This window comes from Pseudonocardia wallangbongensis (assembly GCF_054486945.1).
The window spans coordinates 1-14,628 of record NZ_JBRERS010000011.1; the positions used below are offsets into that span (position 1 = coordinate 1).

The window sequence follows — 14,628 nt, forward strand, 5'->3', positions numbered from 1 at the left end:
CGCTCAACGGCTGCTCGCCCTGGCCGCAGCGGTCTGGCACAACTGGAACACCCACGCGCCCAGCAAGCGCAGCCTCATCGCCTACGACCACTGAACACCAACTTCACGGAATCGATCATCTAGGCCGTGTCCCGCGAATCTTGACCGCGGTATTCACGCCCAGATCGTCCCTGGCTGCGTTGTCGACGCCCATGCAACGGCTCGGGCCTCCGCCTTGCCAGGAACGATCTGGGCGCGAATCCCATCGCCCAAGATCCACTGGACACGGCCCAGCGCCCCCCGCCGGAGGTCCCGCACACATCTCGACGGCCCAGCTTCCCGCTGGCCGCACCGGCGAACCGGCCGAGTATGTCCAGTACGAGGCCGGCCCGCCGGTACACCCAGCGGAAAGCTGGATCCGTCGATATACGCACTGGACCTCCGGTGGGGGGCACTAGACCGGCAAGGCGAAGCGGCCGTCGTCGTGCTGTTCGGCGAGCCCGTCGACGAGCAGCGAGTCGAGGCAGCGGTCGCGTTGGGCCGCATCGCCCCAGGCCGCGTCGAGCGCGGCCCGTTCCACGGGTCCGTCCGCGCCGCGCAGTACGTCGAGGAGTCGGCCGCGGACCTGGCGGTCGGTTCCGGCGAAGCCCTGCACCGGCCGGCGCGGCCCGGTGTACTCCGGACGGCCCGCCGCCCGCCATGCGCACTCGTCCCGAACCGGGCAGATGCCGCAGCGCGGTGCGCGTGCCGTGCACACCACGGCACCCAGCTCCATCAGGCCGGCCGAGATCACCGCCGCGGAGCGGTCGTCGGGCGGCAGCAGCGCGTCGACGTCGGCCAGATCGGCCGTGGTGCGGGCCGGGCCGGCGTCGCCGCGACCGTGCACCGCCCGGGCGACGACCCGGCGGACGTTGGTGTCGACCACCGGGCAGCGCCGGCCGTAGCCGAACGCCGCTACCGCCCGCGCCGTGTACGAGCCGACCCCCGGCAGCGCTTCGAGGGCCTCGACGTCGGACGGGACGGTGTCGCCGTGCTGGTTCGCGATGACGCCGGCGGCCTCGTGCAGCCGCAGCGCGCGGCGGGGATAGCCGAGCTTGCCCCAAGCCCGCAGCACGTCGGCGCGCGACGCCACGGCCATCGCCGACGGGGCCGGCCAGCGCGCCATCCATTCCGCCCAGATCGGCTCGACCCGCGCGACCGGCGTCTGCTGCAGCATGAACTCGCTCACGAGCACCCCCCACGGGGTGGTGTCCGGGCGGCGCCACGGCAGGTCGCGTGCAGCGGCGGGGTACCAATCGAGCACGAGCGCGGCCATCGACACGGCTGACGATGGTGCCACCGCCCCGCGAACCGGCTGCATCAGCCCGAATGATCGACCGCCGCTCGGGTGCTTCCGGCGCGTCGCGACGCGCCGTGACACCCCCAGGTTCGCGACTCGTGGTAGTTGGCGCTATACCCTGCGTGATGTGTGGGAGCCGATGGGTCCGCTGCCCGCGACCGTCTACTGGAGACGGCGTTGGGTCGCCATCGCCTCCGCAACCGCGGTGATCGTGCTGATCGCCTGGGGGGTCGCCGCCATCGCCGCACCCGACGAGCCCGAGACCGCCCGCCCCGCCAGTCGTGCCGCCGTGTCCGCTCCCCAGGAGGCCTCCCCGCCCCCGGCCGCGCCGCCCTTCGCTGCGCTGCCTCTCGCAACTCCACCCGCCGCAGCGCAGCCCCCCTCCACCGGGCCGCGGCCGGGGGCGGCGGGGTCCACGCCTCCGGCACCTCCCACGCCCTCCACGACCGAGGCCGCGCCGGCCACGGCCGCCAGCGAGGCGCTCACGTCCGAACAGGCACGGACACCGGCGCCGACGACGGCGCCGACGTCGGCCCCACCGGCAGAGCCGGCGCAGTGCACGAACGAGATGCTCGACGTCAAGGCGGAGGTGGACGGCACCGAGCACCGGGTCGGCGAGCGCACGGTGCTCCGGCTCGTGGTCACCAACAACTCGGAACAGCCGTGCGTGCGCGACCTCGACCCGGTCCGCCAGGAGATCGTCGTCTGGAGCGGCGACGGCAGCACGCGGCTGTGGTCGAGCAACGACTGCTCCTCGGCGAAGGGAGCGGACCCGCGCACGCTCACGCCGGGCGAGCCCGTGGCGTCCGCCGTCCGCTGGGCCGGACGGACGTCGGAGCCGGGGTGCCCGGCGAAGCGCGAGACCGTGCCGGCGGGCGAGTACCGCCTGCTGACGCGGGTGGACGACGTGATCAGCCCCCCGACGCAGTTCGTGCGGGTCCCCTGACCCGGGGTCCTCAGCGGATCGCGTCCAGCACCACGCCCACGTCGCGGACCTCCGTCAGGCGCATGCCCGCGGGGGCGCTGCCGCTGTCGGGCGGTACCAGTGCGTGGGTGAAGCCCAACCGGGCGGCCTCGGCGAGCCTGCGCTCGACGCCGGTCACGCGGCGCACCTCGCCGGCGAGGCCGAGCTCGCCGAGCACCACGACGTCCGTCGGGAGCGCCACGTCACGGCGGGCCGAGGTGATGGCCAGCGCGAGCGCGAGGTCGGCGGCCGGCTCGACCACGCGCATGCCGCCGACCGTCGCCGCGTAGACCTCGGCGTCGTGCAGCCGCACGCCCGCCCGCTTCTCGAGCACGGCGAGCAGCATCGCGACGCGGGCGTTGTCGAGGCCGCTGACGGCGCGGCGCGGGCTGGGGATGTCCTTGCCCGTCACGAGGGCCTGGAGCTCGGCGGGCAGCGGCCGGCGGCCGTCCATGACCACCGTCACGGCGGTGCCCGGTACCGGGGGGCCACCGAACCGGGCCAGGAAGAGCCCCGACGGGTCGGGCATCCCGACGATGCCGGCGTCGCGCATCTCGAAGCAGCCCACCTCGTCGGCGGGACCGAACCGGTTCTTGACGCCGCGCACCATGCGCAGGGTGGAGTGCTTGTCGCCCTCGAACGAGAGCACGACGTCGACGACGTGCTCCAGCACGCGCGGGCCCGCGATGCCGCCGTCCTTCGTGACGTGCCCCACGAGCAGCACGGGCAGCCCGCGCTCCTTGGCCAGCGCGGTGAGGGCCACCGTGACCGCGCGGGTCTGGGTGACCCCGCCCGGGGTGCCGTCCACCTCGCCGGTCGACATCGTCTGGACGGAGTCGACGATCAGCAGGTCGGGGCGCAGCTCGTCGATGTGGGCGACGATCGCGCCGAGATCGGACTCGGCGGCGAGGTACAGCTCGTCGTGCACACCGCCGGTGCGTTCGGCTCGCAGGCGCACCTGGCCCGCCGACTCCTCGCCGGTGACGTACAGCACGCGCCCGCTCCGTGCGGCCTGCGCCGCGACCTCGAGCAACAGCGTCGACTTGCCGACGCCCGGCTCGCCCGCCAGCAGGACGACGGCGCCGGGCACGAGGCCGCCACCCAGCACCCGGTCCAGCTCGGGGACACCCGTGGCCCGGGCGCGCGCGGAGTCGAGCGCGACGTCGGCGATCGGGCGGGCGGGTGCGCTCGGCGCCCCCGCGGCGACGCGCTGCCGTGAGCGGGGAGCCGCGGCGGCCGGAGCGGTCTCCTCGAGCGTGCCCCACGCCTGGCAGGTGGGGCAGCGCCCGATCCACTGGGCGGCCTGGTGCCCGCACTCCGCGCAGCGGTAACCGCTGCGGGCCGCTCGGGCGGCCAAGCTAGTGTCCCGTCTCCTGACGCAGCGTGTCCGGGTTGGCGACCGGCACGTCGAAGCGCACTTCGCCGGCGCGCTCGAAGGTGAGGATGAGCGGGTAGGTGAGGCCGGCCTGGACGTCCTCGCGGAGCCCGGTGAGCACGATGTTGCCCACGTCGCCCTCCGCCGCGGGCTGCGCGGCGACGGCGGGGGAGGCCTCCGGAGCGGCGGCCGGTGCTTCGGCGGCCGGTGCTTCGGCGGTGGGGGCCGCGCCGGGCGCCTCCGCGGGCACCGGCGCCACCACGGGCGCCGCCGGGGCGCCCTCGATGCTGAGCTCCTGCCCACCCGGGATCCGCAGGACGCCGCTGATCTCGACCGACGCGGCGGCCGGGCTGCTGGCGGCCACCAGGCGGTCCACCTCGGCGCCGGTGTTGACGATGGACATCTGCAGCGGTGCGTTGCCGCCGGCGGGGTAGACCGCCGCGCCCTCGGCGGGCCCGTCGAACTCGACGGTCGCGTTCCGGACGGAGATCTGGCCCGCGGTGGCGCTCGCGCCCTCCACGGCGGAGACCTGGCGGCTCGTCTGCGTGATCTGTCCGGCGCCGCAGCCCGCGACCGCGACGGCCGCGATCAGGGCGCCGACGACGAGTTGTGCTCGGTTCCGGCGGGGGTCGCTCACCAGTGTGACGTCCTTCCTCAAAGCCGGGCACCGCGCCGAGCGGGGGGCCGGTGCCGCGACCGGTGCGGGCGTGGTGTGCCCGCGGTGATCGCTCGGGTGGTCGCGGGTGCGACCGGTGGAAGCCTAACGCCACCGGTAGCACCGCTGGTCGCGGTCCCCTCGCTCGGTCCGCTGCACGCGCACCTGCACGTTTCGTCGCCGTTGTCAATCCCCTGACCTGCGACGACAGTGCACACCGGGGAGCGAAGCCGGGTTCGGGCGTGTTAACCTGGAGGCAGCGAAAGGGGCAGAGGACACATGGTTTTCAAGGTCGGAGAGACCGTCGTCTACCCGCACCACGGTGCCGCTCTCATCGAGGCCATCGAGACTCGGACGATCAAGGGCGAGGAGCGCAAGTATCTCGTCCTGAAGGTCGCGCAGGGTGATCTCACGGTGCGTGTTCCCGCGGAGAACGCCGAGGTTGTCGGCGTCCGCGATGTGGTGGGGCAAGAAGGTCTGGATCGGGTGTTCGAGGTGCTCCGCGCCCCGCACACCGAGGAGCCCACCAACTGGTCGCGCCGGTACAAGGCCAACCTCGAGAAGCTGGCGTCGGGTGATGTGAACAAGGTCGCCGAGGTCGTCCGTGACCTATGGCGTCGCGAGAAGGACCGCGGGCTGTCCGCGGGTGAGAAGCGCATGCTGGCGAAGGCCCGGCAGATCCTCGTGAGCGAGCTGGCGCTCGCCGAGGGCACCGACGAGGAGCGGGCCGAGGTCCTGCTCGATGAGGTGCTGGCCACCGCCAACGCCTGAGCGCGGTAGCTCTGCCTCTCCCCGACGGTCGCCCGGTGCACGTGGTTGCGGTGGTCGTGGCCGGGTCCGTGCACGCGCTCACGCCCGTCGGGGACGTCCCGATGGTCGTGCGCGCGGTGCGCACCCTGCTGACGAGCGCGCTCGTCGAGCGCGTCACGGTCGTTGCCGCCGACGTGCTGCGTCCCGAGATCGATCGTGTTTGTGCGGGCGCGCCCGTCGACGTGCGGTCGCCTGGGGCGTCGCACGAGATCTGGGCACACACGGTGCAACGACGGCATGGCACGGGGAGTGACGACCTCGTCACGTCAAGTGGCGAGGACATCCTGCTGGTGCACGACGCCTGCCGGCCGCTGGCCCCGGGTGAGCTCGCCACGGCCGTCGTCGATGCCCTCCGCGACGGACACCGTGTGGCGGTACCCATCCTGCCCCTCACCGACACGGTCAAGTCGGTCGACGACCGTGGCGCCGTCACCGGCACCCCTGACCGTGCGACCCTGCGCGTCCTGCAGACCCCGGTCGCGCTGCGAGCCGGGACGCTGCCTGTTGATGCCTGCGAGAACCCGCTGGCCGCGATCCGCCGGTTCAACGCGGCCGGCGGTGACGTGCGGACGGTCGCCGGGCATCCCGCGGCGTTCGCCGTGCGCAGCGCGTGGGACCTGGAGCTCGCCGAGCTGATCGCGGACGGGAGGATCCGCCTGTGAGGGTCGGCATCGGCACGGACGTGCACCCCGTGGCACCGGGCCGGGAGTGCTGGATCGCCGGACTGCTCTGGGAAGGCGTGGACGGCTGCGCGGGTCACTCCGACGGCGACGTCGCCGCGCACGCGCTGTGCGACGCACTGCTCTCGGCCGCCGGCCTCGGCGACGTCGGGGAGGTGTTCGGCACCGGACGGCCGGAATGGGCGGGCGCGAGCGGGCGGTCCCTGCTCGCCGAGGTTCGCCGCATCGTCGCCGTGGAGGGCTGGCGGGTCGGCAACGCAGCGGTGCAGGTCGTCGGCAACCGACCGAAGATCGGCACTCGGCGCGCGGAGGCCCAGCGCGTCCTGTCGGAGGCGGTGGGCGGCCCGGTGTCGGTCTCCGGCACGACGACGGACGGCCTGGGCCTCACCGGCCGCGGCGAGGGCATAGCCGCGATCGCGACGGCTCTGCTCCTGCCCAGCCCTGGAAGTTCAGGAAAGCCACATTCCTGAACCTGCAGGACAGGAATGTGGCTTTCCTGAACCTGGGCAACCGCGCGTCAGCCGACGCGGTCCTGGACCTGTTCCGGCGTGAGGTTCTCGATCCGCTGGGCGATCAGCCACTGGTGGCCGAACGGGTCGCGCAGGCGGCCGCCGTAGTCGCCGTAGCCGTGGTCGGCGATCGGGAAGATCACCGTCGCGCCGGCGGCGAGCGTGCGCTCGGCCACGGCGTCCGCGTCGGAAACGTCGAGCGACATGATCACCGGGATGCCGGCACCGGAGGGCGCCGGGTCACCGTCGCCCGCGTCCTTGACGGCGAAGCGGGCCGGGCCCGCCTCGACCACCGCGTGCACCACGCGGCCGTCCGGGCCGGTGTACCGCTCGGTGACGGTGGCGCCGAGCGCGCGGGTGTAGAAGTCGAGCGCGGCGTCGGCGCCGTCGACGACGAGCCGCGGGTGGAGGGCCGTGATCTGACTCATGCCGACCATCGTGGCGGGCCGGGAGCCGTGCGTCGTGGACGAAACGGAACACCGCGCGCGATGCACACCACACCGGCTCCGTACCCTGGTGTCGTGAGCCTTCGCCTGCACGACACCGCCACGAGGATGCAGCGGGATTTCGTCCCGCTGCGGGCCGGGGCTGCGTCGATGTACGTGTGTGGGGCCACCGTGCAGGGTCTGCCGCACATCGGGCACGTGCGTTCCGGCCTGAACTACGACGTGCTGCGCCGCTGGCTCACCCACAGCGGGCTGGACGTCAGGCTGGTCCGCAACGTCACCGACATCGACGACAAGATCCTCCGCAAGTCGGCGGAGGCCGGCCGCCCGTGGTGGGAGTGGGCCGCCACCCACGAGCGGGCGTTCTCGGCCGCCTACGACGCCCTGGGCTGCCTTCCGTCGTCCGCGGAGCCGCGCGCCACCGGGCACGTCACGCAGATGGTCGAGCTGATCGACCGGCTGGTCGAGCGGGGTAACGCCTACGCGGCCGGTGGGGACGTCTACTTCGCGGTGCGCTCGTTCCCCTCGTACGGCGAGCTGTCGCACCAGCGGGTGGACGACGTCGCCCAGGGCGAGGGCGCGGCAGGCGCGAAGCGCGACCCGCAGGATTTCACGATGTGGAAGGCGGCCAAGCCGGGCGAGCCGTCCTGGCCTACCCCGTGGGGCCGTGGCCGGCCCGGTTGGCACCTCGAGTGCTCGGCGATGGCCACGTACTACCTCGGCCCCGAGTTCGACATCCACGGCGGCGGGCTGGACCTGGTGTTCCCGCACCACGAGAACGAGCGCGCGCAGTCCAACGCGGCGGGCGACCCGTTCGCCCGGTACTGGATGCACAACGCCTGGGTCACCATGGGCGGCGAGAAGATGTCCAAGTCGCTGGGCAACACGCTGTCGATCGAGGCCCTGCTGCAGCGCGTCCGGCCGGTGGAGCTGCGCTACTACCTGGTCGGGCCGCACTACCGCTCGTCCATCGAGTACTCCGACGCGGCGTTGCAGGAGGCGGTTGCCGCGTACCGGCGGATCGAGTCGTTCGTGCACCGGGTGCGGGAGCGGGTGGGCATGCCGGGGCCGGGTGCCGTGCTGCGGGAGTTCACCGCGGCGATGGACGACGACCTGGGCACCCCGGCTGCGCTCGCCGCCATCCACGGCGCCGTACGCGTCGGCAACGCCGCGCTCGACGATGGTGACCGGCCTTCGGCGCTGGCCGCGGCCGGCTCCGTGCGGGCGATGACCGGGCTGCTCGGGCTCGACCCGCTCGACCCGCAGTGGGCAGAGGGCGACGGCTCGTCCGCCGGCGCCACCGGCGCGCTGGCGACGCTCGTCGACGACCTCCTCGTCCAGCGCCAGGAGGCCCGCGCACACCGCGACTTCGCCGCAGCCGACGAGGTGCGCAACCGCCTCACCGCCGCTGGGATCGCCGTCGAGGACTCCCCCGACGGCCCCACCTGGTCCCTGAAGGACGGTTAGAGCATGGCCGGCAATTCCAAACGCCGCGGAGCAATGCGCAAGGACGGCACCAAGAAGGGGATGGTCGTCGGCTCCGGCGGCCAGCGCCGCCGTGGTCTGCAGGGCAAGGGGCCCACGCCGCCTGCCGAGATGCGTCCCGGCCACCCGGCCGCCCGGCGTGCTTCCCGCGCCGCCGCGGGCAAGGCCAAGCAGGGCGGTCGCGGGGCGGACCGGCGCCGGCCCGGCGACGGTGAGACCCCGGAGACCGTGCTCGGCCGCAACCCCGTGGTGGAGTGCCTGCGCGCAGGCGTGCCGGCCACCGCGCTGCACGTTGCGTTGGGGGCGCACGCCGACGACCGGATCACCGAGGCCGTCCAGCTCGCCGCCGACCGGGGCATCTCGATCCTCGAGGTGCCGCGGAACGACCTGGACCGGATCACCGGCGGGGCGCTGCACCAGGGCGTCGCCCTGCAGGTGCCGCCGTACGCCTACGCACACCCCGACGAGCTGCTGGAGGCCGCCAGCGAATCGGCGGCGCCGGGCCTGATCGTGGCGCTCGACGGGGTCACCGACCCGCGCAACCTCGGAGCCGTGGTGCGCTCGGTCGGGGCGTTCGGCGGCCACGGGGTGGTCGTGCCGCAGCGGCGGGCCGCCGGCATGACGGCCGTCGCGTGGCGCACCTCGGCGGGCACGGCCGCCCGGGTCCCGGTGGCTCGAGCCACCAACCTCACCCGCACGCTCCGCGAGTACGCCACCGCCGGCTTCATGATCGCCGGCCTCGACGCGGAGGGCGCGGTCTCGCTCGACGACTTCGAGCTGGCGGCCGACCCGCTCGTGCTGGTGGTCGGCTCGGAGGGCAAGGGCCTGTCCCGCCTGGTCAAGCAGACCTGTGACGTCACGGTGTCGATCCCGCTCGCCGGGCAGGTCGAGTCGCTGAACGCCTCCGTGGCCGCCGGCGTCGTCCTGGCCGAGGTGGCGCGCCAGCGGCGCATCCGCCTCGCCTGATTCAGGCTGCGGCGACGGCTCGACTCCGGCGGCCCACCAGCCTGCACACCACATAGATGAGGAACGCGATCGCCGCCACGTAGCCGGAGATCGGCAGGCCCGGGGCGAGGGAGAGCAGGATCCCGCCGAGCAGGGCGGTCTCGGCGAAGAGCACCGCCAGAACCGTCGCCACCACCGGGTTGGCGGTGACGCGAGCGGCCGAGGCGCCCGGTGTGATCATCACGGTGAGGACGAGGATCGCCCCGACGATGGGCACCACGAGCGCGGTGGTCAGCCCGATCAGCACGGCGAACACGAGCGACAGCATCCGCACCGGCACCCCGCGGGCGATGGCGACGTCCGGATCGGTGCTGGCGAACAGGAGTGGCCGGTACAGCACGGCGAGTGCGCCGACCACCAGCACCGCGACGACGCTCAGCACGGCGATGTTGGCCGTGTCGACGGCCACGACGGACCCGGTGAGCAGCCCGAACTTGTTCGAAGCACGTCCTTCGTAGAGCGAGAGCATGAGCACACCGAGCCCGAGCCCGAACGCGAGCACCACGCCGATCACCGCGTCGCGCTCGCGCTGGCGGAGCCCGAGCACACCGAAGACGACCGCCGCGATGACCGCCCCCACCACCGCGCCGTACTGCACGGCGACGCCCGTGAGGAGCGCGGCGGCTCCCCCGGTGAAGGAGAGCTCCGCCGTGCCGTGCACCGCGAAGGACATGCCGCGGGAGACGATGAGCGGAGCCAGCACGCCTGCTACCAGGCCGAGTACGGCGCACGCGATCAGCGCGGACTGCACGAAGGGCACCTCGAGCAGCTCCCCGATGCCCTCGAACGAGAACAGCCTGCCCAACAGCTCGGTCACGCCGACTCCTCGTGGCAGTGCTCGCCGTGGTCGTCGGCCCCGACGACGACCAGCCGCCCGCGCACCCGCAGCACGTCCACCTGGGTGCGGTAGAGCTCGGACAGCACCTCGGACGTCATGACCTCCTCCGGCGGGCCGATCCGGAACCGGCCGTTCACGAGGTAGAGCACGCGGTCGACCAACGGGAGCACGGGGTTGATCTCGTGCGTGACGAACAGGACGGCGGTGCGGGCAGCGCGGCGCCGCTCGTCGATGAGCCGGGTGACGGTGCGCTGGTGGGAGAGGTCGAGCGAGAGCAGCGGCTCGTCGCACAGCAGCACGTCCGGGCCGCCGACCAGGGCCTGCGCCACCCGCAGCCGTTGCTGCTCGCCACCGGAGAGCCGCCCGACGGGCGCGTCCCCGTACGCGGTGCCACTGACGGCGGCGAGTGCTGCGTCCACCCGCTCCCGGCGCTCCCGGCGGCCCCGGAACCCGATGCCGAAGCGGTGGCCGTCGAGGCCGAGCCCGACGAGGTCGCGCCCGCGCAGGGGTAGATCGGGGTCGAGTGCCTTCTGCTGCGGGACGTACCCGATGCTCGGGCTCCCGCGCCGCGGCGGCCGACCCGCGATCCGCACCTCACCGGCCGTGAGCGGGAGCAGCCCGAGCAGCACGCGCACGAGCGTGGTCTTGCCGGAGCCGTTGGGGCCGAGCACCGTCACGAACTCGCCGGGTGCGACGTCGAGGTCGAGCCCCTCCCACAGGGTCCGGTCGCCGAAGCTCACGCGCGCCCCGCGCAACGACACCGCGGGCGTGGTGACGGGCAGCGTCGGGACGTCCGGCGGGGCGGTGGTGGGGGGCGCGGCCACGATCAGCTCCCGGCCGGGTTGGCGCCCAGTGCGCCGGCGAGGGCGTCGATCTGGCCGCCCATCCAGTCGACGTAGCCGGTCGCGCCCTCGGGAAGGGTCTCGGTCATCTCGACGACGGGCACCCCTGCAGTTTGCGCCGCGTCCCGGACCTGGTCGGTGCTGGGGGTCTCGGTCTGCGCGTTGAGGATGAGCGCGCGCACCGGGTCGCCGGAGAACAGGGCGAGCGTCTCCTGCAGCACGGCGACGGGCGGGTCGGTGTCCTCCTCGATCGCCTCGGTGAACTCCGGCGGCGTGGCGTCGGTGAGCCCGGCGGTCTGCACGAGGTAGCCCGGCACCGGCTCGGTGACGGCGACGCGGACGCCCGGCTGCGCCTTGCCGATCGCCTCGGCGCGGGTGATGAGGTCGGCCACGCGGGTGTTGAAGGCGTCGGCGTTCGCCGTGAACTCGGCCGCGTCGGCCGGGTCGGCGGCACCGAGGTCGGTGGCGATCTGCGTCGCGACCTTCTGCACGGTGGGCAGGCTGTACCAGAAGTGCTCGTTGAACTCGCCGTGCTCGTGTTCCTCCCCTTCGGCGTGCTCGTCCTCCGCGGGCGCCAGCCCGGACACGGCGGCCACGTCGACCACGGTCGCGCTCCCGCCCGAGGACTCCATGAGCTGCGTGAGGAAGTCGTCGTAGCCACCGCCGTTCACGACTACGAGCCGGGCCTTCGCCACGGCCGCTGCATCGGCGGGTGTGCTCTCGTACGAGTGGGGGTCGGCGGCGGGATCGTCGATCAGCGCGTCGACGCTGACCCGGTCACCACCCACGGCCTGGACGATGCTGCCGTAGACGTTCGTGGAGGCGACGACCGGCAGCGTGGAGTCCCCGTCGGGTGGAGCGGCGGGTGCTTCGGCGCCGGAGCCGCAGCCCGCGACGGTGAGCACGGCGAGCGCGGCGACTGCTGCACGGCGGAACGGCATGGCGGGTGCACTCCCGGGGTTCGAGTCGAAGTGATAACCGTTGTCGATTCACTGTAGCCGTTCGGGTGTCGCCGGTTCGGAGTGCCGTGTCACACGCCTTTCCCGTTGAGTGTCTGAACCGTTACGGTTCGACGATGGCAGGGCCTCCCAACGTCCGCCGTCCCGCGACTCTCGCCTCACTTGCCGCCGAGCTCGGCGTCTCGCGGACCACGGTCTCGAACGCCTACAACCGTCCTGACCAGCTCTCCGCGCCCCTGCGGGCCCGGGTGCTGGAGGCGGCGAGGCGTCTCGGCTACCCGGGGCCGGACCCGGTCGCGCGATCGCTGCGCACCCGCAAGGCGGGCGCGGTCGGCCTGCTGCTCACCGAGGCGCTGTCGTACGCCTTCCGCGACCCGGCGGCCACCGGGTTCCTCGAGGGGCTCGCGCTGGCGTGCGAGCAGGCGGGGCAGGGCTTGCTGCTGGTTCCGGTGAGCCCGGAACAGGCCGACGTCACGGCGGTGCACCAGGCCGGCGTCGACGGGTTCGTCGTCTACTCCGTGCGGGAGGACGATCCGCACTTCCTCGCCGTGCTCGAACGCCCGCTGCCCACCGTCGTGTGCGACCAGCCGATGGGCGTCGAGGGCGTCGACCGGGTCGGCGTCGACGACCGCGCGGGCATGCTCGCGCTCACGCGGCACCTCACCGGGCTCGGCCATCGTCGCATCGGGGTGCTGTGCATGCGCCTCGCGGCCGGGCGCAACGACGGCGCGGCCAGCACCGATCGGCAGGCGAGCGCCACGTATCCCGTGCAGCGCGACCGGCTCGCCGGCATCCGCGACGGGCTCGCCGAGGTGGGCGTCGACTGGCCGGACGTGCCCGTGCACGAGCGCTTCGAGCACAGCGTCGACGCCGGCCAGGACGCGGCCGCGGCGCTGCTCGCGGCCCAGCCCGACGTCACCGCCCTGGTCTGCACCTCCGACATCCTCGCGCTCGGCGCGCTGCGGCACGCCGCGGAGCGCGGCCTGAGCGTGCCCGACCAGCTCACGATCACCGGCTTCGACGGGGTGCCCGAGGCCGAGCGCGCGGGGCTCACGACCATTCGCCAGCCCGTGCTCGAGAAGGGGCGGGTGGCGGGTGAGCTGCTCCTGGAGCGCGGCGACCGCAACCGCCCGCGCCGGGTGACCCTGCCCACCGAGCTGACCGTCGGCACGACCAGCGGCCGGCCGCGCGTCGAGGAGCGCTTCTTCTCGGGTTGGTGAGGTGATCAGGTCGGGGGGCGGAGGCGGGACGTCACCGCCCGGGCCAGCTCGGCCACGTCCGCGTCCGGCTTCAGGGGCACCGCATCCTCGAGGAGCAGGGCGGACAGGCCGTGCACGAGTGACCACGCGGCCAGCGCCGTGGTGGCCGCGTCCCGCGTGCTGCCGGCCTCGAAGCGCCGCACGCCCGACTCCAGTTGCTCGCGCGCCCGGCCCATCGCCGCTTCCAGCTCGGGGTCGCCGGCGCGGGCGAGCCCGGGCGCGCGCATCACCGCGAAGTGCGCCGGATGGGACGTGGCGAACACCACGTACGCGACGCCGAGCTCGGCGAAGTCGCCTGCGTCCGTGGCGCCGTCGCGCAGGGAGTCCGCGAGGAGCGACCATCCCTCGGTCGCGAGCGCCGTGAGCAGGGCGGTCTTGTCGCGGAAGTGGTGGGTCGGCGCGGCGTGCGAGACCCCGGCGCGGCGTGCGACGTCCCGCAGGCTGAGAGCGGCCGGGCCCTGTTCCCCGACGGCCTCGAGCGCGGTGTCGAGCAAGGCGCGGCGGAGGTCGCCGTGGTGGTAGGACATCTCCACACCCTACCTCAGGTCTTGACATTGACAAGATAGTTGGACCATGCATCTTGGCGATGACAAGACTTAGGAGGTCGTGATGGCTTCCCACTTCCGCGTGCGCGGGGTCCGCCTCTGGACCACGCCCGCCCCGTCCCTCCCGCTGACCTGGGAGGAGGCCGATCGTCGCCTCCTCGCACCCGATCCGGCCTGATCACGCCTTGGCGCGGTCGCTCCGGGCCCGGACCAGCTGCTGCAACAGCGCGGCGATGTCGGGTGGCGCGTCCACCCGGTGCGGGGCGGCCGTGTCGCCGGGGCCCACCTTCACGCCCACGTCGCCGGGCCGCAGCCGGGCGAACGCCGTCTCGTCGGTGACGTCGTCGCCGGCGAACAGCACCGCGTCGGCCGCCACCCGCTCCCGGAGCAGGTCGAGCGCGGCGCCCTTGTCCATCCGCGCGACGGACAGGTCGAGCACCGCCTTGCCGGGGGTGGCCTCGATCCCGTCCCGCCGGGCCGGCCCGGCGCGCACGGCGTCGAGCACGCGGGTGCCCACGTCGGCCGGCGCGTTCCGGACGTGCACGGCCACACCCGCCGGCTTCGGCTCCAGCGTGACGCCCGGCTCGTCGTCGACGAGCTTCGCCAGCTCGGTGGCCAGCTGATCCAGTCGTGCGCGCTGCCCGTCGTCGAGGAGGGAGGCGTCGTCGTCGAACTCGCTGCCGTGGCTGCCGATCAGCCGGATCGGGCTGCCGAAGCCGGAGACGGCCGCCAGGTCGGCCCGGCCGCGCCCGGAGAGCAGCGCGACCGTGGTGTCGGGCAGTGCCGCCAGCTCGTCGAGCGCCGCGGCGCTCGCGGGGAGCGGCCGCGCGTCCGACGGCACGGAGACGATCGGGGCGAGGACGCCGTCGAAGTCGAGGGCGACGAGGAGCCGGGGTGTCCGGGCGAGCGCCCGCACGGCCGCGCCGAGGTCGGTCATG

16 protein-coding genes and 1 pseudogene are annotated in these 14,628 nt (G+C 73.8%); 8 read left to right on the top strand and 9 right to left on the bottom strand.

Annotated elements, in window-relative coordinates; all coding sequences use genetic code 11:
* Positions 1-94 (top strand): annotated as a pseudogene (locus ACU436_RS31655) (IS982 family transposase); the annotation flags it as partial.
* Between the two features lie 339 nt (positions 95-433).
* On the opposite strand, the gene ACU436_RS31660 reads toward ACU436_RS31655, so the two are convergent.
* Entirely contained in the window at positions 434-1,294 is an 861-nt protein-coding gene (locus ACU436_RS31660) for an HhH-GPD family protein (RefSeq protein WP_459030896.1), read from the bottom strand.
* Positions 1,295-1,445: 151 nt separating this feature from the next.
* Between ACU436_RS31660 and ACU436_RS31665 the strand changes: the two genes are divergently transcribed.
* Positions 1,446-2,264 (top strand): hypothetical protein, encoded by an 819-nt coding sequence (locus ACU436_RS31665; protein WP_459030691.1) that lies wholly within the window; start codon positions 1,446-1,448, stop codon positions 2,262-2,264.
* A 10-nt stretch (positions 2,265-2,274) separates the two neighbouring features.
* On the opposite strand, the gene radA is transcribed toward ACU436_RS31665, so the two are convergent.
* Both radA and ACU436_RS31675 read right to left on the bottom strand, forming a co-directional pair.
* Positions 2,275-3,639, bottom strand: coding sequence for a DNA repair protein RadA (gene radA, locus ACU436_RS31670; protein ID WP_459030692.1), 1,365 nt, complete (start codon positions 3,637-3,639; stop codon positions 2,275-2,277).
* Between the two features lies 1 nt (position 3,640).
* Complete coding sequence (locus ACU436_RS31675; protein ID WP_459030693.1) at positions 3,641-4,294, bottom strand: copper chaperone PCu(A)C; 654 nt, start codon at positions 4,292-4,294, stop codon at positions 3,641-3,643.
* Between the two features lie 297 nt (positions 4,295-4,591).
* Between ACU436_RS31675 and ACU436_RS31680 the strand changes: the two genes are divergently transcribed.
* Genes ACU436_RS31680 through ispF form a run of 3 tightly spaced genes read left to right on the top strand, consistent with a single transcriptional unit; the run spans position 4,592 to position 6,272 of the window.
* Positions 4,592-5,083 (top strand): CarD family transcriptional regulator, encoded by a 492-nt coding sequence (locus ACU436_RS31680; RefSeq protein WP_094921897.1) that lies wholly within the window; start codon positions 4,592-4,594, stop codon positions 5,081-5,083.
* Positions 5,084-5,118: 35 nt separating this feature from the next.
* Positions 5,119-5,784 (top strand): IspD/TarI family cytidylyltransferase, encoded by a 666-nt coding sequence (locus ACU436_RS31685; protein WP_459030694.1) that lies wholly within the window; start codon positions 5,119-5,121, stop codon positions 5,782-5,784.
* Positions 5,781-6,272, top strand: coding sequence for a 2-C-methyl-D-erythritol 2,4-cyclodiphosphate synthase (gene ispF, locus ACU436_RS31690; protein ID WP_459030695.1), 492 nt, complete (start codon positions 5,781-5,783; stop codon positions 6,270-6,272). The genes ACU436_RS31685 and ispF overlap by 4 nt, the downstream gene beginning before the upstream one ends.
* Positions 6,273-6,319: 47 nt before the next feature.
* On the opposite strand, the gene ACU436_RS31695 is transcribed toward ispF, so the two are convergent.
* Positions 6,320-6,739, bottom strand: coding sequence for a VOC family protein (locus tag ACU436_RS31695; RefSeq protein WP_459030696.1), 420 nt, complete (start codon positions 6,737-6,739; stop codon positions 6,320-6,322).
* Positions 6,740-6,832: 93 nt separating this feature from the next.
* Between ACU436_RS31695 and cysS the strand changes: the two genes are divergently transcribed.
* Positions 6,833-8,224, top strand: a complete 1,392-nt coding sequence (gene cysS / locus ACU436_RS31700; protein WP_459030697.1) for a cysteine--tRNA ligase — start codon at positions 6,833-6,835, stop codon at positions 8,222-8,224.
* Positions 8,225-8,227: 3 nt separating this feature from the next.
* Complete coding sequence (gene rlmB, locus ACU436_RS31705; RefSeq protein WP_459030698.1) at positions 8,228-9,208, top strand: 23S rRNA (guanosine(2251)-2'-O)-methyltransferase RlmB; 981 nt, start codon at positions 8,228-8,230, stop codon at positions 9,206-9,208.
* Between the two features lies 1 nt (position 9,209).
* Here the strand turns inward: rlmB and ACU436_RS31710 are convergent, their stop codons facing one another.
* Genes ACU436_RS31710 through ACU436_RS31720 form a run of 3 tightly spaced genes read right to left on the bottom strand, consistent with a single transcriptional unit; the run spans position 9,210 to position 11,868 of the window.
* Entirely contained in the window at positions 9,210-10,052 is an 843-nt protein-coding gene (locus tag ACU436_RS31710) for a metal ABC transporter permease (protein WP_459030897.1), read from the bottom strand.
* An 8-nt stretch (positions 10,053-10,060) separates the two neighbouring features.
* A complete protein-coding gene (locus ACU436_RS31715; protein ID WP_459030699.1) occupies positions 10,061-10,909 on the bottom strand; it encodes a metal ABC transporter ATP-binding protein in 849 nt (282 codons plus the stop codon).
* 2 nt (positions 10,910-10,911) lie between these two features.
* On the bottom strand, positions 10,912-11,868 hold the full coding sequence (locus tag ACU436_RS31720) for a metal ABC transporter solute-binding protein, Zn/Mn family (protein ID WP_459030700.1): 957 nt from the start codon (positions 11,866-11,868) through the stop codon (positions 10,912-10,914).
* Positions 11,869-12,002: 134 nt separating this feature from the next.
* Here ACU436_RS31720 and ACU436_RS31725 point away from each other — a divergent pair, with 134 nt between their 5' ends.
* Positions 12,003-13,106, top strand: coding sequence for a LacI family DNA-binding transcriptional regulator (locus ACU436_RS31725; protein ID WP_459030701.1), 1,104 nt, complete (start codon positions 12,003-12,005; stop codon positions 13,104-13,106).
* 5 nt (positions 13,107-13,111) lie between these two features.
* Here ACU436_RS31725 and ACU436_RS31730 read toward each other — a convergent pair whose 3' ends face one another.
* Together ACU436_RS31730 and otsB are read right to left on the bottom strand one after the other, a co-directional pair.
* On the bottom strand, positions 13,112-13,672 hold the full coding sequence (locus tag ACU436_RS31730) for a TetR/AcrR family transcriptional regulator (RefSeq protein WP_459030702.1): 561 nt from the start codon (positions 13,670-13,672) through the stop codon (positions 13,112-13,114).
* Positions 13,673-13,868: 196 nt separating this feature from the next.
* The gene (otsB, locus tag ACU436_RS31735; RefSeq protein WP_459030898.1) at positions 13,869-14,627 is read right to left on the bottom strand and encodes a trehalose-phosphatase; all 759 of its coding nucleotides are present in this window, start codon (positions 14,625-14,627) and stop codon (positions 13,869-13,871) included.
* Between the last annotated feature and the right edge of the window lies 1 nt (position 14,628).

Coding starts and splice junctions, on each gene's coding strand:
- ACU436_RS31660 (WP_459030896.1), bottom strand. CDS start 1,294: ATGGCCGCGCTCGTGCTCGATTGGTACCCCGCCGCTGCACGCGACCTG.
- ACU436_RS31680 (WP_094921897.1), top strand. CDS start 4,592: ATGGTTTTCAAGGTCGGAGAGACCGTCGTCTACCCGCACCACGGTGCC.
- ACU436_RS31695 (WP_459030696.1), bottom strand. CDS start 6,739: ATGAGTCAGATCACGGCCCTCCACCCGCGGCTCGTCGTCGACGGCGCC.
- rlmB (WP_459030698.1), top strand. CDS start 8,228: ATGGCCGGCAATTCCAAACGCCGCGGAGCAATGCGCAAGGACGGCACC.
- ACU436_RS31720 (WP_459030700.1), bottom strand. CDS start 11,868: ATGCCGTTCCGCCGTGCAGCAGTCGCCGCGCTCGCCGTGCTCACCGTC.
- ACU436_RS31725 (WP_459030701.1), top strand. CDS start 12,003: ATGGCAGGGCCTCCCAACGTCCGCCGTCCCGCGACTCTCGCCTCACTT.
- ACU436_RS31730 (WP_459030702.1), bottom strand. CDS start 13,672: ATGTCCTACCACCACGGCGACCTCCGCCGCGCCTTGCTCGACACCGCG.
- otsB (WP_459030898.1), bottom strand. CDS start 14,627: ATGACCGACCTCGGCGCGGCCGTGCGGGCGCTCGCCCGGACACCCCGG.